An 18,810-nucleotide genomic window follows, 5' to 3' on the forward strand; every position below is an offset into this window, starting at 1 on the left:
ATGAATGGCAACGGTAGTGCCAGGTATGGTCTTCCTCCCCTGCTCCTTGCGCACGCCCGCCCGCCGGGCGAGGCCCGCCGTCCGCTGCACGGTCGTTCCGGGGCTTCCCTGCGCTCGCGTGTGGCCACACCAACCGGCGCCGCCGCGATCCCGGACGAGCAAGGTGCCGTCTCGGTGGCGGTGGAGGGCTGATGATGAAGCTGCGTCCCGTGCTGTCGGGTGCCGTTCTCGTCGCTCTCGTGGCGATCGGCCTGTCTATCCCTGACCGGGCGCCTGTCGCCGCCCAGGCCGCCGCCGCCTGCCCCACGCCGGGGCGACCCACGATGAAGATCCTGACCGTCGGGGACTCCATCACCGCGGGCGCCACGATGACCGGGTCGGTGAGCGAAAGCTACCGCGCCGAGCTGGGGCGCCTGCTCGACCAGAGCTGCGTCCCCCACGAGTTCGCCGTCGCGGCCGTCGGAGGGGTGACCTGCAACTACTGGTCATCGCGGATGGCGGGGCTGGTGACCACCCACCAACCCGACCTGATCCTCTTGAACTGCGGGACCAACAACAACCTGTCGACCGCCACGGCCGCGCAGATCAGCGCCTTCGAGGGCACCTACCGGGCACTCTTCGACACGGCGTTGGACCTGGACCCGGACGTGATCATGTATCCGTCCTGGGTGCAGTACAGCTCCGGGCACGGCACCAATGGCTGCACGACACCGCCGGGCCCGAGCCCGAGCTGGCTTCCCGCCAGCGAGGCCAAGGTCAACGACGCGATCTATCGCAGCATGCTGGTCATCGACGAGTACGGCGATCGCGTACCGACCTGGATCGACTATCAGTCCATCCCGGAGGGTTACCTCGACCAGTGCGGGGTGCACCCGACACCCGGCGGTTACGACGTGATGGGTCGGTTGGCGTACAACACCATCGCGCCCAAGCTGGGTGTTCCGCTGGCACCGCTGCCGTGCGGACTGGTGGGCCGTCGACCGGGCTACTCGGTCGGGCACTGGGTCCCCTGCGCGACGATGAACCTCAATCCGTGAGGCGCGTCCGGTCGTCGGAGTGATCCGGCGCGCCAACAGGCGACTTCCTCCTGCCGGCTCCGCCCGTCCCGGGCGGGGCCGGCCTTGTCGTCCACGGGCGGTCGCAACCAACCCTCACAGGAAAGCGTCTGCCTGTACGGCGGGCACCCATCAGCCCGATCGGTGCGAGATCATGTCCCTCTGCCGATCTTCCTCCGGCCGAACGCCGGCAGGTCAGCGCGGCAGCCCACAACCGCATTCGGATCGGAACGACGCCTACCGGGGGGAGGCTTTGTGTGGCTCGAGCAGGGCATCGCCCACGCCGTCCTTGCCCATGTGGCGGTCTCGTCACGGTGCCGGGTGTCCGGACCGCCGCGACCGTGCCGTCTTGTCAACGACCGCCTTGACCAACTGCTGCCCCGTTCGGATGTGCCGCAGGCGACATCAGAGGTGACCCGGCCCAGATCCCCTCGTAACGCCGCCCAGCACAGATCGGAGCCCCTCGTGGATACTCGCATTCAGTCAAAGGCCGCGAATCTCGTCATCGCCGTTGCCGGACTCTGCTGGCTGGCCACCGTGCTGGTCGCCGCGATCGACTGGGACGGCGCGGTGTCCGGTCGGGCCTTCGCCGTCGGTGCGATCGCCGCCGCTGCCTCGGTGGCCGCCCTGATCGTCAACAGCCGACAGTTGGCCGGCGGCATCAGGGTGGTGGTGGTATCGGTGGCGCGGGCACCGCAGCAGGCGTACTGGCGTGGCTACCACGATCGCGGCACCGACGTCAGCTCCGGTGGGGACGACGACGCTCCCGACCTGATGGGCATCAGTTCCTGATCTGACCGACGGAGGAAGTGCCCGGGTCAGGTCTCGCGCCGCCCGAGGACGATCCCTCCGAGTCTGCTCTCGGGCGAGGTGAGAGTCGTCTGCGACTCGACCCGGAAACCGCTCGCTTGCAGCCGGCCTGCCAGCTGGGCGGGCTGGCGACGATGCACGTCGACCTTCATCGGGTGGCCGCCGTAGCCCTCCGTCTTGACCGTCGTCTCGTCGCCCACGTGGAAGCCGAGCAGCAGTGGACCACCGGGACGCACCACCCGCCGGAAGTGCGCGAAGACCGCGCCGAGCTGGTCGTCCGGGATGTGGATCAGTGAGTACCAGGCGATCAGGCCGGTGACCGAACCGTCGGGCAGGTCGAGGTCGGTCATCGAGCCGACCTCGAATCTCAGGCCGGGATGATTCCGGCGGGCCACCGCGATCATCCCGGGTGAGAGGTCGATCCCGAAGGCGTCGATGCCGAGTGTGCGCAGGTGGGCGGTGATGCGCCCGGTTCCGCAGCCCACGTCGGCGACCGACCCGCCTCCGGCCGCGCCGACGAGTTCGGCGAACAACGCCAGAGCCGCCCGTTCGTGTGGTGACTGCGCCAGGAGGTCGTGCACCAGACGGGCGTAGTCGACCGCGACCCTGTCGTACGAGGTGCGGGTGTCTGCCAACCAGTCGTCACCGTCCACGGCGGCAACGCTAGATCACGGCACCTCCTGCGTTCTACGGTGACCTCACGAGAGTCACCGAGAACGGGGAGTTGTCGTGTCGTACGGGTACATCGCCTCGATGAAGGCGAAGCCAGGTCGCCGTGATGACGTCGTGGCCATCCTGATGAGTGGCGCGGACGGCCTTCGGGAAGCGGGCTGTGACCTCTACCTGGTGAGTGTCTCGGCGACCGACGACGCCACCATCTGGGTCAGCGAGGTGTGGCAGAGCAAGGAGCACCACGCCGCCTCCCTGCGGCTTCCCGAGACGAGGGCGGCCATCGGCCGCGCCATGCCGATGCTCACCGGTGAGTTCACGGGTCAGGAGACCACAGTGGTGGGCGGCCTGGGCGTGGACGGGGGTGTGCGCCCGTGACTCAGGCGTAGATGGTCTGCGCGTAGTCGGGGCCGTAGTGTCGTTCCAGGTCTTCGAGGCTCTCCGACGGCGCCTCCACCTCCTTGATCAGGCGTGCGCGGGACGGCAGCAGGTCGGGCTGCCAGGTGTCCGGCTTCCACAACGCGGACCGCAGGAACGCCTTCGCGCAGTGGTAGAAGATCTGCTCGATCTCCACCACCACGGCGAGCACCGGCCGGTGCCCCTTGACCACCATGTCGTCGAACCACGGCGCGTCGCTGACCAGGCGGGCCCGCCCGTTGATCCGCAGCGTGTCGGTCCGCCCGGGGATGACGAAGAGCAGCCCGACGTGCGGGTTGTCGATGATGTTGTGATAACCGTCGGCCCGCTTGTTGCCCGGCCGCTCGGGTAGCGCGATCGTCGTGTCGTCCAGCACCAGGGCGAAGCCCGCCGGGTCGCCCTTGGGGGAGACGTCGCAGCTGCCGTCCGCGCCGGCCGTGGCCACCAGGCAGAACGGCGAGGCGGCGAGCCATTCGCGGTCCCGTTCGTGCAGGCGGGTGCGTTCCTTGTCGGCGGCCCGTGCGTTCGGCGTACCGAGCAGGGCGCGCAACTCCTCGTGGGAAGTGATCTCCACCGTCACGTTGCTCCTCCCTCAGGCGTTGACCCGTTGGCGGGTAGCACCGTTCGCCAGCCTAGGCCGCCCTGACCAGCACGAGGTTTGTGCCCGGTTGTCGGGGGTAGGGCCTGATCTGAGCGCCCGCCGCAACGAGACCGTTCCGCAGGACGCCGACCAGTGGAGGCCGAGAGATGGAGAGCCGACTCAAGGTGCTGGGCCACCCAGTCCACCCGATGCTGGTCATGTTCCCGGTCGCGCTGCTGGTCACGGCGGTGCTGTTCGACGTGGTGGACACCGTCGGCGGCCCCGACTTCCTGGGTGAGGTCGCGTATTGGAACATCACGGTGGGTCTGATCGGCGGCCTCCTCGCCGCCGCGGCCGGCTCGTTCGACCTGCTGGCGATCCCGACCGGCACCCGCGCCAAGCGGGTGGGGCTGCTGCACGCGGGCGCCAACGTGGCAGTGGTGCTGCTCTTCGCGGCCGTCTGGGCGGTCCGGCTCAACGCGGACTCGCGGGCTGCCGGCGGCGCGTTGATCGCCATCGAGGTGGTCGCGGTGGCGATCCTCGGCATCAGCGCCTGGCTCGGCGGCGAGTTGGTCGACCGGCTCGGTGTCGGCGTCGACCGCGACGCCAACCTGGACGCGCCCAGTTCACTACGGCCGCCTGCGGCCGCTCAGCGGATCGGAGACGTGTGATGAGCGAGCAGCAGACCGGCGGCTTCGGCCGGGGATGGCGAGGCGGCCGGCAGCAGGGCTGGGACCCGATGGGTGAGTTGCAGTCGCTGCGCGCCGAGCTGAGCCGCCTGGTCGGCGGCCGGGCCGGCGCGTCCGACGTCGAACTGACCGAGACCTCGGACGGTTGGGAGGTCGTCGTCCGGCTGCCCGGCGTCGCCCCGGAGGAGGTGGCGGTCGAGTTGGACGACCGCGAGTTGTGCGTGCGCGCCCGCTCCGAGGCGGAGGTCAACGCCGACCAGGGCATTCCCGGCGGTTTCGAGACCCGCGGCTTCGAGTACCGCGTCGACCTGCCGGCCCGGGTCGACCCGGACGCCATCGACGCGGTCATGGACCACGGCCTGCTCCGGGTCCGGTTGCCCCGGGCGTCCCGGCCCGCGCCGCGCACCATCGCCGTCGGTCGCACCGGGCCGCGCTCCGGTGGACCCTCCACGGGTACGCCGATGCCGGCCGATCCCGCTGCGGACCGGGAGTTGCACCGCCCGGACACCGTCGGCGAGATCGACCGGCAGTAGCGGTCTGCGTGGTCACCCCGTCCGTGCTCGGCCCGACCGCCGAGCGCCTTCCCGACGTGCGGCGGATCGCCGTGTTGCGCGCCAACGCGCTCGGTGACTTCGTGTTCGTCCTGCCGGCGCTGGACGCGCTGCGAGCTGCGTACCCCTCGGCGGAGATCGTGTTGCTCGGCGCGCCGTGGCACGCGAAGCTCTGGCGCGACCGGCCGGGCCCGGTGGACCGGGTGCTGGTGGTGCCGCCGGCCCCCGGCATCCGGACGCCCGACCCGGGTGAGCCGGAGTCGTCGATCGACGACTTCGTGGCCGCGGTCTCCGCGGAGGGTTTCGACCTGGCGGTGCAGATCCACGGCGGTGGCGCCAATTCGAACCCGCTGATGAGTCGGCTGGGTGCCCGGGTGACGGTCGGCCTGCGGGCCGACGACGCGCCGCCGCTGGACCGGTGGCTCCGCTACGTCTACTACCAGCACGAGGTGATCCGCTACCTGGAGGTGGTGGCGCTGGTCGGGGCACCGGCCACCACCATCACCCCGACGCTGACGGTGACCGACGCCGACCGGGCCGAAGCGGCCCAGGTGCTCGGGCCGGCGGACCGACCCCGGGTGGCGCTGCACCCGGGGGCCAGCGACACCCGCCGTCGGTGGCCAGCCGAGCGCTTCGCCGAGGCGGCCCGCGAGCTGCATGGTGACGGCTACGAGGTGCTGGTCACCGGTACGCCCGCCGAGCAGGACGTGGTGGACCGGGTCGTCGCGGCGGCCGGGGTTCCGGTCCGGCCGCAGGTGGGGACGCTCAGCCTCGGCGGGTTGCTGGGCTGCTACGCCGACTGCGCGTTGGTCGTCTCCAACGACACCGGCCCGCTGCACGTGGCCGCCGCGGTGGGCACGTCCACGGTGGGCATCTTCTGGGTCGGCAACCTGATCAACACGGCGAACCCGCTGCGGGGGCGGCACCGGCCGATCTGTTCCTGGACGGTGCACTGCCCGGTCTGCGGGGTGGACTGCACACCGGGCATCTACCCGCACCGCCCCGGCGACGGCGAGTGCCCACACCGGGACTCGTTCGTGGCGGACGTGCCGGTGGTCGAGGTGCTCGAAGCGGCCCGGGAGCTGCTCAACCCGTAGGCGCGCTCTCCTCGGCGAGGACCACCTCCCACGCCTCGACGTCCCGGTCGGTGACAGTGGTCGGCGACTCCAGGTGGTACGCGCCGCTGGGCAGGATGCCCGCCCCGCCGTACCGGGCCAGCACCGCGAGCTGTGCGGCCACGTCCTCACCCTGGTGTTTCTCCTGCACCCGACGCCAGAAGTCGAACCCGCCGACGTCGACGAGCTTGGCCCGGTCGTAGAGCACGCACCCGCCGATCCAGGAGACCTTGTACGCCCGCCACGCGCCCGGCGGCAGCGCCAACTGCTCGGTGACGTGCAGGAGGTTGGCCGCCGAGTGGATCCGGGCGCGACCCCACTCCGGGGTGTCCGGGCGGATCCGCTCCGCAGTCGGCGGGCCGATCCACTCCTCGTAGTGCCCGTGCGACTCCGGCCGCACGTCGTCGAGGTACGAGAGCCCGTGCACGCCGTTGCCGACGAACCCGCAACCCAGCTCACCGATCGCGGTGACCAGCCGGTGCACCGCCCCCGGCTCCAGCCAGATGTCGTCGTCGAGGTTGAGGACGTACCGGGCCGCCGAGGCGGCGAGCAGGTATGCCCGATGCTCGGCCAACCCCCGGCGGGGCAGCCGACGGGTCAGCAGCACCGGGTGCCCTCCCTGGCGCAGCGCCCGAACCATGGTGGCCGCGGCGGGGTGGGCGTACGCGGGCTCCCCGTCGGACTGGTCGCTGACCACCACACCGAAGCCGGGCACCCCGTCCTGGGCGGCGAGCCCGGCCAGGGTGACCGCCAACTCGGCGGGCCGGTTCCGGGTCGGAATCAGCACGTCGAGCAGCCGGTCGGCGCGGAACTCCGCCGGGGCGCCGAGGTCGAGGGGGCGGTTCACGACGCCTGGGTGCGGGTGCTCAGCGACTCGTCGGGCACCCGGTCCGTGGCGCGCGGGGCCGCGTCCTGACTGTGCGACCGGATCCGCTCGATGATCGCGGAGGTGGACCGGTCCGGCACGTACCCGAGGGTGCGGACCTGGCCGCCCAGCCGGCGCACCAGCGGGGCTTCCGGGACCAGCTCCGGTGGGTAGTCGCCGCCCTTGACGTAGACGTCCGGGCGGACCGCCTCGATCAGCGCGGCGGGCGAGTCCTCCTCGAAGACCACGACGTGGTCCACGCAGGCCAGCGCGGCGAGCAGGGCGCCACGGTCCTCGACCGGGTTGACCGGACGGTCCGGGCCCTTCAACCGTCGTACGCTGCCGTCCGAGTTGACCGCCACGATGAGCAGGTCGCCCAACGCTCGGGCCTGCTCCAGGTAGCGCACGTGCCCGCGGTGCAGCACATCGAAGCAACCGTTGGTGAACACGACCGACCGCCCCGCCTCGCGGTACTCGGCGACGATCGCGTCCAACTCGTCGGTGCCGACCAACGCGGAGCGGTCCGTCGCGCCGGTCGGTCGGTCGAGCGCGGTGAGCAGGTCCTCCCGGCGGCACACGCAGGTGCCGGTGTCGGAGACGGTGATGGTGGCCGCCAACTGGGCGAGCTGGGCGGCGGTGGGCAGCGGCGCGTCGGCGGCCAGGGCCAACGTCATCGCCGCCAGGTACGCGTCCCCGGCGCCCACGGCGTGACTGGCCGGAACCGGGGTGCTGTGGCTGCGGCGTGGTGCCCCCTCGGCACCGCCGACCACCGCCCCCTCGGTGTCCAGGGTCACCGCGACCACGTCCGCGCCGGTGTGGGCGCGCAACTCGGCCAGCCGCGACTCGGCCAGGACGGCCCGGTCCACGCCCTCCCCGGCCTGGGTGTTCACCGTGACGCCGGTGCCGGTGACGCTGAGGCCGTCGCCGGTGAGGGCCACCCGACCCTCGCCCCGGACGGGCTCACCGACCGGACCGGGGCGGTCGGCGACGTCGTCGGCGCGTACCGCGCCCGGTGCCGCGCCGGCGGTCATCTCGGAGGGCCCGTCGGCCGGGTCGACGTCCGGGTGCTCCAGGTGCAGTTCGGTCCCGCCGGCTGGTCGGGTCGTACCGGCGGCTCGGGCCAGCAGTCGGGTCGCCTCGGCGAAGCTGGGAGTGACGACCGTCGGCGCGAGCCCCCGCCAGTCGGCCAGGTCGTGGGCGTCCAGCGCGACGGTGGCGTACCGCTCGCGTTGCTCGACCAGCCATGCGCGGACCGGCGCGGGCAGCGCGCCCAGGCCGTAGTCGCAGACGACCAGGGTCGGCGCCTCCCCACCCGCGGCGGCGCGCAGCTCCTCGGTCGCGCAGCTCAGCGCGGTGAGCAGCCGACTCACGCCCTCCGGGTCGAGGGCGTCGTCCGGGTCGCCGGAGTCCTCCCGGAGCAGGATCTGGTTGCCGGCCAGCATTCGCCGCTTGACCGGGGTGGGCCGTCCCGGTTGGTTGACGGTGCGGTCCCAGACGCCGGCGCGGTCCAGACAGTCGTGCAGTTCGTCGCCGGCCACGTCGGCGCCGACCGGTGCCACCAGCACCGCGCGCCCGCCGAGCGCGGCGACGTTCACCGCGGTGTTCGCGGCGCCACCGGCTGCGGAGATGCGTCTGCGCAGGGTCAGGACGGGAGCGGGTGCCTCCCGGCAGAGCCGATCGGAGTCGGCGAACCGCCATTCGTCCAACATGGCGTCACCGACGATCAGGACTGGGCGTCCGAGCCAGCTCTCCACGACGGTGGCGAGCCGGCGCTGTTCCGCTGCTGCTCCTGCCATGCCTCCCCGGGTCCCCACCGCCCTCCTGGCCAAACCTGGGCCCCGGGCGGTCCGGCCGCTGGTCGTACGCCCTTCGGTGGTTCGTCACCGGTCGGAGCTGTTTCGGGCGTTCCGGGCGGGGAAGGGGATTGGGGTACCCCCGGAAAGGAGATGTACCGACATGGCAGCGACATTGCACGGCAAGCGGATCGCTTTCCTGGCCACCGACGGCGTCGAGGAGGTCGAGTACGTCCAGCCGCGCGAGGCGGTCGCGAACGCCGGCGCGACGGTCGAGCTGGTCTCGTTGAAGCCCGGCACGATCCAGTCCTTCAACCATCTGGACCAGTCCAAGACGTACGACGTGGACGTGACCGCGGACAAGGCGGACGCCGCCGGCTACGACGCGCTGGTGTTGCCCGGTGGGGTGGCCAACCCGGACTTCCTGCGGGGCGACCCGGACGCGGTGCGGTTCGTGAAGGCGTTCTTCGACGCGGGTAAGCCCGTCGGGGTGATCTGTCACGGCCCGTGGACGCTCATCGAGGCGGACGTGGTGCGTGGTCGACGGATCACCTCCTGGCCGACGCTGCGTACCGACCTGACGAACGCGGGCGCGACCTGGGTGGACGAGGAGTGCGTGACCGACGGCAACCTGACCAGCAGCCGCAAACCCGATGACCTCCCCGCCTTCTGCCAGAAGATCACCCAAACCTTCGCCGCCTGACCGCCCCCCACCCCACCCACCCCACCCCTCGTTCCCGTTGATCAAGAGGTTTGCGTCATTTTCGCGGTGTTCCCTGACGCAAACCTCTTGATCAACAGAGATGGCGGGGGTTTTCGGGGGGTTGGGCGCATGTTCCTCGGCTCGCCGGATAGAAGGGCACATGACCACCGAAGCCTCCGACGCGCCGGTGCTGAACCGTCAGCAGATCCGACTGCTCATGGTCGGTCTGATGACCGGGATGCTGTTGGCCGCGCTCGACCAGACCATCGTCGGCACGGCCCTGCCGACAATCGTCGGCGAGTTGGGCGGGATCAACCACTACTCGTGGGTGGTCACCGCGTACCTGCTCGCCTCGACCGCGTCGACGCCGTTGTACGGCAAGATGGCCGACCTGTACGGGCGCAGACCGGTCTTCCTCTTCTCGATCGGCACGTTCCTGGTCGGGTCGTTGCTGGCCGGGCTGTCCCAGAACATGACCCAGCTGATCATCACCCGGGGCATCCAGGGCCTCGGTGCGGGTGGTCTGCTGACGCTCGCGTTCACCATCATCTCGGACGTGGTGTCCCCCCGGGAGCGGGGTCGTTACCAGGGTCTGTTCGGTGCGGTCTTCGGGATCTCGTCGGTGGCCGGGCCGCTGGTCGGTGGGTACTTCGCGGAGACCGACTGGCGGTGGATCTTCTACATCAACGTGCCGCTGGCGGTCCTGGCCATCGTGGTCTGCTACCACGTGATGCGGTTGATCCCGTTCGAACGCCGGGACCACTCGATCGACTGGCTCGGCGCCGGCCTGCTGGTCGCCGGGGTGAGTGCGTTGCTGCTCGCGTTGAGCTGGGGCGGCAACGAGTACGCCTGGGGCTCCGGCGTGATCATCAGTCTGTTCGTCGTCGGCGCGGTGCTGGGGGTGCTCTTCGTCCTCCAGGAGGCCCGGGTCGCCGAACCGATCCTGCCGCTGCGGCTGTTCCGCAGCGCCACCTTCGCGCTGGCCAACTCGGCGCTGCTCATCATCGGTCTGGTGATGTTCGGCTCGATCATCTTCATCCCGCTCTACCTGCAGATCGTCAAGGGCGCCTCGCCGACCCGCAGCGGTCTGCTGATGCTGCCGATGATGGCCGGCATCATCATCACCTCGATCCTGACCGGCCGCGCGATGACCCGGATCGGCCGGTACAAGTGGTTCCCGGTGGCCGGTTCGGTGACCCTCCTCGTCGGCATGTTCCTGTTCACCAGCCTGGAGGTGACCACCTCGCTCTGGGTGGCCTTCGGGTTCATGGTGGTGATCGGCGTCGGGCTGGGCCTGTGCATGCAGTCGTTGATCCTCGCGGTGCAGAACGCGGTGTCCGTACGCGACCTGGGCGCCGGCACCTCCTCGGCGACCTTCTTCCGGTCGCTGGGCGGCTCGTTCGGGGTGGCGATCCTCGGCACGGTGCTCTCGTCCCGGCTGACCGGCGGACTCGCGGACCGGCTGCCCGGTGCGATCGCGCAACTCCCGCCGGAGGAGCAGGCCGCGGTGGCGGCGAGTGGCGGCTCCAACATCTCGATCAACGATCCGGCGACCATCCTGGCCCTGCCGGCGCCGGTGCGCGCGGCCATCCAGGGAGCCTTCGTCGACGCGTTGGACATGGTCTTCCTGACCGCCGGCGTGATCGCGATCCTGGCGGTGGTGGTCACGCTGACGCTGCCCAACACCCAGCTGCGCGGTGCCGGCCCGCAGGGCGCAACCGGTGGCGCGGACCCGCTCGGCGGTAAGGCGCCCTCCCCGGGCGGTAAGCCGCTGACCCGCGAATCCAAGGACGAGGCCGCCGCCGACATGGAGGCCAAGTCCCAGACGATGATCTGAGTGTCAGGCGGGGCGTCGGTAGGCGCCGTACCACCAGGTCGCGGCCAACTCCCGGGCCGCCGCCGCGTCGGTCTCGGGGTCGGCCGAGGTGGTGCTGACGTGGTCCGCGAGGAAGCGGTCACCGCCGACCACGATCAGCCGGCTGGCCGCCGTCACGTCCAGGTCGGCGGGGGTACGTCCGGCCTGCTGCTCGATGCGGAGTGCCTGCGCGGTGCGCGTCACGAACCGTTCCAGCCCCGCCGCCCAGTACTCCCGGACCACCTCGTCGTACGCGGCGACCTCGCTGACCGCTGCCAGCACCGGGGCGTATGTCCGGTAGATCCGGATCACGTCGGCGAAGACCTCGGTCAGCGCCGCGAGCGGGTCGCCCGGCCCGGCCGGACTCCACTCGCCGGTGCGGCCGAAGGAGGTTTCCCGCATGGTGCCGGCGAGGCGCATGAGCAGTTCGCTCTTGTCCCGGAAGTGGGTGTAGAAGGTCGACCGCGCCACGCCGGCCTCGGCGGCGATCCGCTGCACCCCGAGGTCGGTGAACCGGGTTCCTTCCCGCAGCAGGCGCTCGGTGGCCGCCAGTACCCGCGCCTCGACGGCGGCCCGACCGTCGGGGTTGCGCCGGCGGCGGCGGGTGATCGAGGGCATAGCCGGAATCCTAGGTGGCCGGGGGTGGGGGCGGCGACGTACGCTCTTTCCCGGACACAGTGTCCGACATAGTGACCACGGGGCGCCTGACCTCGGCCTCCGACCCACCACGAGGAGCAACACACGTGAAGTACCGGCTGTTGGGCAACACCGGGGTGTACGTCTCGGAGATCTCGCTCGGCGCGATGACCTTCGGCGGCAGCGGACATCCGCTCTGGGGAACCCTCGGTGCTCTGGACCTGCCCGAGGCGCAGCGGATGGTCGACGAGGCGCTGGACGCGGGCGTGAACTTCGTCGACACCGCGGACGGCTACAGCGACGGCGAGAGCGAGGAACTGCTCGGCCGGGCGCTCGGCAAGCGGCGTCGCGACGTCGTGCTGGCGACCAAGGTGCACTCGCGGACCGGGCCCGGCCCGAACGACGTCGGCACCTCCCGGCTGCACATCATGCAGAACCTGGAGGACAGCCTGCGCCGGCTGGGCACCGACCACATCGACCTGTACCAGATCCACAACTTCGACCACGTCACCCCGATGGAGGAGATGCTGCGCGCGCTCGACGACGCGGTCCGGCAGGGCAAGGTCCGCTACATCGGCTGCGCCAACTTCGCCGCCTGGCAGATCTCCAAGGCGCTGGGCATCTCCGCTCGGGAGAAGCTGGCCGGCTTCGTCTCCGTGCAGGAGTACTACTCCCTGCTCGGGCGGGACGTGGAGCGCGACGTGGTGCCGATGGCGCTCGACGCGAATGTCGGGCTGACCGTGTGGAGCCCGCTCGCCGGTGGTTTCCTCTCCGGCAAGGTCGGCCGGGACGGCACCGTCGCCGACAGCGGCGCGCGCAGCGCCCAGCCCGGTTACACCAGCTTCACGCCGTTCGACCCGGAGCACGCTTTCGGGGTGGTCGACGTACTCAAGGGCGTCGCCGAGCGGCACGACGTCAGCCCCGCCCGGGTCGCTATCGCCTGGCTGCTGTCCCGGCCGGCCGTGACCAGCGTGGTGGTCGGCGCGCGCAAGCTGGACCAGTTGGTGGACAACATCGCCGCCTCGGACCTCACCCTGACCGAGCAGGATCTCACCGAACTGGACGAGGCCACGAAGCTTCCGGTCGCGTACCCGAACTGGATCCAGGAAGGGTTCTTCGCCGGGATGCGCCACCCGCAGTAGGGCGACCCTGGGGCCGACCTACTTCAGGATCAGCCGGTTCGTCTGCTCGAAGACGTCCAGGTCGGCCAGGGTCTCCAGGACCGACGTGGAGAGTGGGGTCGGGAAGCGGTCGCGGGCGAAGAAGCCCGCGTCGGTGGTCTCGTCGGTGACCCGGGCCAGCTGCCCGTCCCACTCCTCCACCTTGAACGCCGTGGTGAACACCTGGTACGTGTGCCCGTACATGTTGGTGCTCGTCCGGTCCGGGCCGGTGTAGAGGGCGAACGCGCACACCCGCAACGCGCGCAGCCCGGTCTCCTCGCGGACCTCGCGGACCGCGCAGTCGGCGATCGACTCGCCGAGTTCCATCGCGCCGGCCGGCATGGCCCACTGACCGTTGTCCGAGCGCTGGATCAGCAGGATGCGTCCGGCGTTGTCGCTGACCACGGCACGGGCGCCGACGAACATCAGCGTCCGGTCCCCGGCGATTGCGCGTAACTGCCCTACGTACGAGTCGGCCCAGGAGATGCTCACCTGCGCCAACTTACGGGGGTTCCCAACGTGTGACCCGCGACACTAGCTTGTTACCCATGCGTAGCACGATGATGGACGTCCCACTCCAGGTCTCCCGGATCCTCGAGCACGGCGCGGGAGTGCACGGCGCGGCCGAGGTGGTGACCTGGACCGGCGCCGAACCCCGCCGGATGACGTACGCCGAGGTGGGTCGCTCCGCCGCCCGGCTGGCGCACGCGCTACGCGACGAGTGCGGGGTGACCGGTGACGAACGCGTCGCCACCTTCATGTGGAACAACAACGAACACCTGGTCGCCTACTTCGCGGTGCCGAGCATGGGTGCGGTGCTGCACACGCTCAACATCAGGCTCTTTCCCGACCAGGTCGCCTACATCGCCAACCACGCCGAGGACCGGGTGGTGCTCGTCGACACCACGCTCATCCCGCTGCTGGCCCGGGTGATCGGCGAGTTGACCACGGTGCGGCACGTCGTGGTGGTGGGCGGTGGTGACCCGGCGCCGCTGGTGGCGGCAGCCGGCGAGCGCATCACGGTGCACCACTGGGATGCGCTGCTCGCGGACCGGCCCGAGGTGTACGACTGGCCGGAGGTGGACGAGCGTGACGCCGCGGCACTCTGCTACACCTCGGGCACCACCGGAAACCCGAAGGGCGTCGCCTACTCGCACCGGTCGATCTACCTGCACTCGTTGCAGGTGTGCATGCCGGAGGGCTTCGGTCTCGGGCCGACCGACCGGGAGTTGGCCATCGTGCCGATGTTCCACGCCATGTCCTGGGGGCTGCCGTACGCCGCCTTCCTCTCCGGCGCGTCGCTGATCATGCCGGACCGGTTCCTCCAGGCCGCGCCGATCGCCGAGATGATCGCCGCCGAGCGGCCCACGCTGGCCGGCGCGGTGCCGACGATCTGGACGGATCTGCTGGCCTACCTGGACAGCCACGACGTGGACACCTCCTCGCTCACCGAGGTGATCGTCGGTGGCTCGGCCTGCCCGCCGGCGCTGATGCACGCGTTCGACGAGCGGCACGGCATCGACGTGATCCACGCCTGGGGGATGACCGAGATGTCCCCGCTGGGGTCGGTCTCGCGTCCACCCGCCGGGGTGACGGGGGAGCAGGCGTGGCGCTACCGCTACACGCAGGGGCGGGTGCCGGCGGGCGTGCAGGCGCGGATCGTCGGCCCGTCGGGCGAGTCGTTGCCCGCCGACGGCGCGGCCGTGGGCGAGCTGGAGGTCCGGGGGCCGTGGGTGACCGACAGGTACGTCGGCGACGACGCCCCGGACGAGGAGAAGTTCCGCGACGGCTGGCTGCGGACCGGGGACGTGGGCACCCTCTCGCCGGACGGCTACATCTCGCTGACCGACCGCGCCAAGGACGTGATCAAGTCCGGGGGTGAGTGGATCTCGTCGGTGGAGCTGGAGAACGCCCTGATGGCCCACCCGGCGGTGCTGGAGGCGTGCGTGGTGGGAGTGCCGGACGAGCGGTGGGACGAGCGACCGCTGGCCACCGTCGTGGTTCGCGAGGGTGTCTCGGTGACCGCGGAGGAGCTGCGGGACTTCCTGGCCGACTCGGTGGCGCGTTGGCAGCTGCCCGAGCGCTGGGCGTTCATCGACGCGGTGCCCAAGACCAGCGTGGGCAAGTTCGACAAGAAGGTAGTCCGATCGCGGTACGCCGAGGGTGAGCTGACTGTCCGAGAACTGACAGCCCCGTAACGTTTTCCCCGGCACTGTCGCCTGTTGGGGCAGGGGTAACTCCTGAAGATCCCTCCCCGGGAGGGCGGCCCCGGCGTTCGCACCGCGCCGGGGCCGCCCGTTCCACGCGGGACGACCCGCACCGTCATTGTTGCGAAACTTCTTCGCCTCTGTCCTGATGACGGGGAAATCGGGTGGTCCGCGAGCCGATCAGGCGTCGCTGGTTCGCACCAGGACCTTGCCCACCGTCGAGTCCTCCACCGCCTGGTGCGCCGCTGACGTATCGGCCAGCGGGTAGTAGTGCAGGGGGAGTCCGGCCTCCGCGCCGACCCGCAGCGCGCCCTGGCCGGCCGCCGCCGCCACGTCCTTGACACCCTGCGCCTTGGCCGCCTTCGGCTCCGTGTAGACCAGCACGAACTGCCAGCGCGCGTTCGGCACCATCAGTGGGCGGACCGGGATCGTCAGGTCGGCGCCCCCGTTGTCGGCGTACACGCAGACCGCCCCGCCGTGTCGCAGCACCTGCACGTCCACCGCCGCGTTCTGGGCCGGGGCGACCTCCACGATCGTGTGCACCCCGTCGGGGGCGATCCGGTGGACCTCCTCGACCACGTCCTGCTTCCGGTAGTCGATCACGTGAGAGGCGCCGGCCGCCGCCGCGAGCTGCGCCTTCTCCGCACTGCTCACCGTCGCGAATACCGTGGCATCGGCCCACCGGGCGAGCTGGATCGCGGCGTTGCCGACCGCGCCCGCCCCGCCCTGCACCAGCACGGTGTGGTCCGCCAACGCACCGGCGCGCAGCGTGTCCGGCATGAACTCGCCGGCGGTCAGACAGCGGTGCGCGGTGAGGAACGGGATGCCCAGGGCGGCCCCCAGCTCGAACGGGGCGTCACCGAGGCGTACCACCTGCCGGACCGGCACCAGCGTGTACTCCGCCGACGTCCCCCACGGCCGCTGCCAGGCCGCCTCCCAGATCCAGACGCGCTCACCGATCAGGTCCGGGTCGACCCCCTCGCCGACGGCCTCCACCACCCCCGCGCCGTCCTGCCCGGGAATCTGCCATCCGTCCGGTGCTGAGCTGCGGCGGGACTTCCAGTCCGTCGGATTGACCCCCGAGACCGCGACCCGCACCAGAACCTCGCCCGCGCCCGGCTCCGGCACCGGCCGGTCGACCAGTTCCAGCACCGAAGGGTCACCGGCGCGCTCGTACACGATGGCCTTCATTCGTGGTCTCTACCCCGCCCGGCCCGGGTCAACCCAGATCGTCCAGCAGGTCCGGGGTCAGCTCACCGATCGCGCCCAGTGTCACAGTGGCCAGCCGGGCGGCGTCCGGGTCGAGAGGGTACGAGCCGTGTGGCACCGCCACCACCCGCATGCCCGCCGCGGCGGCGGACCGCACCCCGTTCGACGAGTCCTCCACCGCCACGCAGCGGCCCGGGTCGACGCCGAGGCGTCCCGCGACGCTCAGGTACACGTCCGGCGCGGGCTTGCCCCGCTCGGTCTGCTCGGTGGAGAGCGTCGCGCCGAACGCGTCGGTCAGGCCGGTGGCGGCCAGCGCCGCCTCGATCAGCCGGGTCGGTGACGAGCTGGCCAACCCCAGCGGCCAGCGCGCGGCCATCCGGCGGACGACCTGGTCGGCGCCGTCGATGAGGGGTACGTGGTCCCGGTAGCGCCGGGTCATCTCCTCGACGACCTCGACGGCGACCTGCTCGGCCGTGCGGTTCACGCCCAACTCGCCGCTGAGGTAGTGGGCCCACTCGCCGGTGCTCATCCCCATCAGGCGACGTTGGGTGTCCGGCTGCCACGTCCCGCCGTGCGTCGCCACGTACGCCCGGCGGACCTCCTCCCACACCGGCTCGGAATCCACGATCACGCCGTCCAGGTCGAAGACCACCGCATCCGTCACGGCACCATCCTGCCCGACCGCTGCCTGCGGGGTCAGCCGGGCAGCGCGGGCAGCCCGACTGGACTCTCCGCCGGGACCAGGGTGTGGCAGGAACGGGCGATGGGGTCCAACAGCTCCCGAAGCCGGTCCGTCTCGCCCGGGGTGAGCGCCTGCCACGGGTGGGCGGCGGCCCGGTCGGTGGCCTCCTCGACGGCCTCGAACTCGGCCCGGCTGTGCTCGGTGACCGTGCCGTCCCCGGCCAGCCAGCCCCGCTGCGTCAGGCGTTCGCGGGCGGCCTTCCACTGCTCCTCGGACCATCCCCGGCCCAACAGGTACTGCGGCTGCGAGCCGTCCGCCGCCACCCGCCAGGTCAGCGTCTCGACCGGGTCCAGCCCGGCGGCCACCAGCGCCGCCACGTGCCCGTCGCCACGGTGCTCACGCAGCGTCGTGGCGGCCTGCCAGAGCCGGGCCAGCGGGTATTCCCCCACCGGCAGCGCGGCGTTGGCCGCGCCGAGCACCCGGCCGGCGGTCTGCACCGCCGAGGCGGCCCGCTCCAGCAGGTCGGCGGCCTCCGCCAGGTGCGACTCCGGCAGCTCGTAGGTCAGCTCCGCGAGCGCCTGCACCGCGCCGGTCAGGCGGGCGCGGAGCGCCTCCTGCGGGGTGGCCAGCCGCCACACCGCAGGCAGCGCCCGGGTGACCATCGGCGGCGCGAAGTTGAAGAAGGCGGCGATCACCGGGGCCGCCTCGGTCGCGCCCAGCGGCGCGGCCCGGCCGGCGAAGTAGCCCCGCCAGTAACCCCGCAGACCGACCGCCTCGTACGCGGCGCGGGCCCGTGGATGGAGGTAGGTGACCGCGTGCACCGGCTCGAAGTACGCCCACATCACGCGGGCCGTCCGTCCAGCCTCGTCCAGCGCCGTCACACGCACCTCCGGGTCCCGGTTACGGATGCTCACCCCGGGCGGTGCACCGCCCGGGGTGACGCCGAACCTACTGCCGGTGGGTGACGGGTCGGAAGCCCCATGTGAACAACTCCATCGCTACCAGTAGACAACCGGGGCGATTCGGTCAGATCACTGGGCGGCGAGGACGTCCACCACGAAGCGCAGCGGACCGGTCGGACGTCCACCGGCGTTCGCCTCGTCGTTGCCGTACGCCAACTCGCCCGGGATGTCGAGCTGCACCCGGCTGCCCACCGTCACGCCGACCAGGCCCTGGTCCCAGCCGGGGATGACCTGACCGACGCCGATCGGGAAGGTGGCCGGTTGCCCATTGTTCCAGGACGAGTCGAACTCCTTGCCGTCCTTGTAGAACACACCCACGTAGTTGGTGGTGATGTTCTGGCCCTTCTGCACGGCCGGACCGGTGCCCTTGATCAGCGGGGTGACCGCGAGCTTCTTGAGGTCACCGGTGCCTGCAGTGACAGTCGGCTTGGTGCCCAGCGCCGGGTCGGCGCCCTCGGGAAGCTGCGGGGCGGGGGGAGCGCCGGGCGCGTCGGGGGCCGGAGCGGAGGCGGACGGAGTCGCATCGGCCTGGTTCTCGGGCTTGTCGTCGCCCCCGCCGATCGTCACGAAGACGGTGATCAGCACCCCGACCACGGCGACCGCGGCGAGGCCGCTGATCCACGCGTTGCGCTTTCGCCTCGCGTCGGCTGCCTTCTTCGCCGCCAACTGGGCGGCCAATCGGCGCCCCGACTTGGTCGCCGGGCTCTGGTCCGGGCCCGTCTGCTGCGTCCGCTCGCTCACGTCGTCGACTCCCTGCTGCGAAGTTGGCCGGCACCCGGTGCCGGGGGGAAAGCCGACGCACACGGTACCCGCACCGCGGCCCACTGTGCCCGCCGCGCACGCCTCGGATCG

20 protein-coding genes are annotated in these 18,810 nt (G+C 71.3%); 10 read left to right on the forward strand and 10 right to left on the reverse strand.

Going from position 1 to position 18,810, the window contains the following annotated elements; genetic code table 11:
- Window positions 1-194: 194 nt before the first annotated feature.
- Together O7616_RS07195 and O7616_RS07200 are read left to right on the forward strand one after the other, a co-directional pair.
- Window positions 195-1,037 carry an SGNH/GDSL hydrolase family protein gene (locus O7616_RS07195; protein ID WP_282306121.1) on the forward strand — a complete coding sequence of 281 codons (843 nt, stop codon included), beginning with the start codon at window positions 195-197 and terminating at the stop codon, window positions 1,035-1,037.
- A gap of 483 nt (window positions 1,038-1,520) precedes the next feature.
- Entirely contained in the window at window positions 1,521-1,847 is a 327-nt protein-coding gene (locus O7616_RS07200; protein WP_282306122.1) for a hypothetical protein, read from the forward strand.
- Between the two features lie 26 nt (window positions 1,848-1,873).
- Here O7616_RS07200 and O7616_RS07205 read toward each other — a convergent pair whose 3' ends face one another.
- Window positions 1,874-2,518 carry a class I SAM-dependent methyltransferase gene (locus O7616_RS07205; RefSeq protein ID WP_282306123.1) on the reverse strand — a complete coding sequence of 215 codons (645 nt, stop codon included), beginning with the start codon at window positions 2,516-2,518 and terminating at the stop codon, window positions 1,874-1,876.
- 76 nt (window positions 2,519-2,594) lie between these two features.
- On the opposite strand from O7616_RS07205, the gene O7616_RS07210 reads away from it, so the two are divergent.
- Entirely contained in the window at window positions 2,595-2,912 is a 318-nt protein-coding gene (locus tag O7616_RS07210; protein WP_282263027.1) for an antibiotic biosynthesis monooxygenase, read from the forward strand.
- 1 nt (window position 2,913) lies between these two features.
- Here O7616_RS07210 and O7616_RS07215 read toward each other — a convergent pair whose 3' ends face one another.
- Window positions 2,914-3,531 carry a pyridoxamine 5'-phosphate oxidase family protein gene (locus O7616_RS07215; protein ID WP_282306124.1) on the reverse strand — a complete coding sequence of 206 codons (618 nt, stop codon included), beginning with the start codon at window positions 3,529-3,531 and terminating at the stop codon, window positions 2,914-2,916.
- A gap of 167 nt (window positions 3,532-3,698) precedes the next feature.
- On the opposite strand from O7616_RS07215, the gene O7616_RS07220 reads away from it, so the two are divergent.
- Genes O7616_RS07220 through O7616_RS07230 form a run of 3 tightly spaced genes read left to right on the forward strand, consistent with a single transcriptional unit; the run spans window position 3,699 to window position 5,868 of the window.
- On the forward strand, window positions 3,699-4,202 hold the full coding sequence (locus tag O7616_RS07220; RefSeq protein ID WP_282306125.1) for a DUF2231 domain-containing protein: 504 nt from the start codon (window positions 3,699-3,701) through the stop codon (window positions 4,200-4,202).
- Entirely contained in the window at window positions 4,202-4,753 is a 552-nt protein-coding gene (locus O7616_RS07225; RefSeq protein WP_282306126.1) for an Hsp20/alpha crystallin family protein, read from the forward strand. The genes O7616_RS07220 and O7616_RS07225 overlap by 1 nt, the downstream gene beginning before the upstream one ends.
- An 8-nt stretch (window positions 4,754-4,761) precedes the next feature.
- Window positions 4,762-5,868, forward strand: coding sequence for a glycosyltransferase family 9 protein (locus O7616_RS07230; protein WP_282306127.1), 1,107 nt, complete (start codon window positions 4,762-4,764; stop codon window positions 5,866-5,868).
- Here the strand turns inward: O7616_RS07230 and O7616_RS07235 are convergent.
- Both O7616_RS07235 and rfaE2 read right to left on the reverse strand, forming a co-directional pair.
- Window positions 5,858-6,733 carry a glycosyltransferase gene (locus O7616_RS07235; RefSeq protein WP_282306128.1) on the reverse strand — a complete coding sequence of 292 codons (876 nt, stop codon included), beginning with the start codon at window positions 6,731-6,733 and terminating at the stop codon, window positions 5,858-5,860. The two genes, O7616_RS07230 and O7616_RS07235, sit on opposite strands and share 11 nt — an antisense overlap.
- Complete coding sequence (gene rfaE2, locus O7616_RS07240) at window positions 6,730-8,547, reverse strand: D-glycero-beta-D-manno-heptose 1-phosphate adenylyltransferase (RefSeq protein WP_282263018.1); 1,818 nt, start codon at window positions 8,545-8,547, stop codon at window positions 6,730-6,732. Before rfaE2 ends, O7616_RS07235 begins: the two co-directional genes overlap by 4 nt.
- 160 nt (window positions 8,548-8,707) lie before the next feature.
- On the opposite strand from rfaE2, the gene O7616_RS07245 reads away from it, so the two are divergent.
- The gene (locus tag O7616_RS07245; protein WP_282306129.1) at window positions 8,708-9,247 is read left to right on the forward strand and encodes a type 1 glutamine amidotransferase domain-containing protein; all 540 of its coding nucleotides are present in this window, start codon (window positions 8,708-8,710) and stop codon (window positions 9,245-9,247) included.
- A gap of 160 nt (window positions 9,248-9,407) precedes the next feature.
- Window positions 9,408-11,084 (forward strand): MDR family MFS transporter, encoded by a 1,677-nt coding sequence (locus tag O7616_RS07250; protein ID WP_282263015.1) that lies wholly within the window; start codon window positions 9,408-9,410, stop codon window positions 11,082-11,084.
- Window positions 11,085-11,087: 3 nt separating this feature from the next.
- On the opposite strand, the gene O7616_RS07255 is transcribed toward O7616_RS07250, so the two are convergent.
- Window positions 11,088-11,720, reverse strand: coding sequence for a TetR/AcrR family transcriptional regulator (locus O7616_RS07255; RefSeq protein WP_282306130.1), 633 nt, complete (start codon window positions 11,718-11,720; stop codon window positions 11,088-11,090).
- A gap of 125 nt (window positions 11,721-11,845) precedes the next feature.
- On the opposite strand from O7616_RS07255, the gene O7616_RS07260 reads away from it, so the two are divergent.
- Window positions 11,846-12,880 (forward strand): aldo/keto reductase, encoded by a 1,035-nt coding sequence (locus tag O7616_RS07260; protein WP_282306131.1) that lies wholly within the window; start codon window positions 11,846-11,848, stop codon window positions 12,878-12,880.
- 18 nt (window positions 12,881-12,898) lie between these two features.
- On the opposite strand, the gene O7616_RS07265 is transcribed toward O7616_RS07260, so the two are convergent.
- Window positions 12,899-13,390 carry an NUDIX domain-containing protein gene (locus O7616_RS07265; RefSeq protein WP_145785993.1) on the reverse strand — a complete coding sequence of 164 codons (492 nt, stop codon included), beginning with the start codon at window positions 13,388-13,390 and terminating at the stop codon, window positions 12,899-12,901.
- Between the two features lie 71 nt (window positions 13,391-13,461).
- On the opposite strand from O7616_RS07265, the gene O7616_RS07270 reads away from it, so the two are divergent.
- Window positions 13,462-15,096, forward strand: a complete 1,635-nt coding sequence (locus O7616_RS07270) for a fatty acid--CoA ligase (protein WP_282307554.1) — start codon at window positions 13,462-13,464, stop codon at window positions 15,094-15,096.
- 189 nt (window positions 15,097-15,285) lie between these two features.
- On the opposite strand, the gene O7616_RS07275 is transcribed toward O7616_RS07270, so the two are convergent.
- The 4 genes from O7616_RS07275 to O7616_RS07290 all read right to left on the reverse strand — a co-directional run bounded on the left by O7616_RS07275 (window position 15,286) and on the right by O7616_RS07290 (window position 18,699).
- Complete coding sequence (locus tag O7616_RS07275) at window positions 15,286-16,296, reverse strand: NADPH:quinone reductase (RefSeq protein ID WP_282306132.1); 1,011 nt, start codon at window positions 16,294-16,296, stop codon at window positions 15,286-15,288.
- 28 nt (window positions 16,297-16,324) lie between these two features.
- On the reverse strand, window positions 16,325-16,978 hold the full coding sequence (locus tag O7616_RS07280; protein WP_282306133.1) for an HAD family phosphatase: 654 nt from the start codon (window positions 16,976-16,978) through the stop codon (window positions 16,325-16,327).
- Window positions 16,979-17,010: 32 nt separating this feature from the next.
- A complete protein-coding gene (locus tag O7616_RS07285) occupies window positions 17,011-17,838 on the reverse strand; it encodes a hypothetical protein (RefSeq protein WP_282264690.1) in 828 nt (275 codons plus the stop codon).
- Between the two features lie 189 nt (window positions 17,839-18,027).
- Window positions 18,028-18,699, reverse strand: a complete 672-nt coding sequence (locus tag O7616_RS07290) for an FKBP-type peptidyl-prolyl cis-trans isomerase (protein ID WP_282306134.1) — start codon at window positions 18,697-18,699, stop codon at window positions 18,028-18,030.
- Window positions 18,700-18,810: the final 111 nt, after the last annotated feature.

This window comes from Micromonospora sp. WMMD964 (assembly GCF_029581455.1).
GTDB lineage: Bacteria > Actinomycetota > Actinomycetes > Mycobacteriales > Micromonosporaceae > Micromonospora.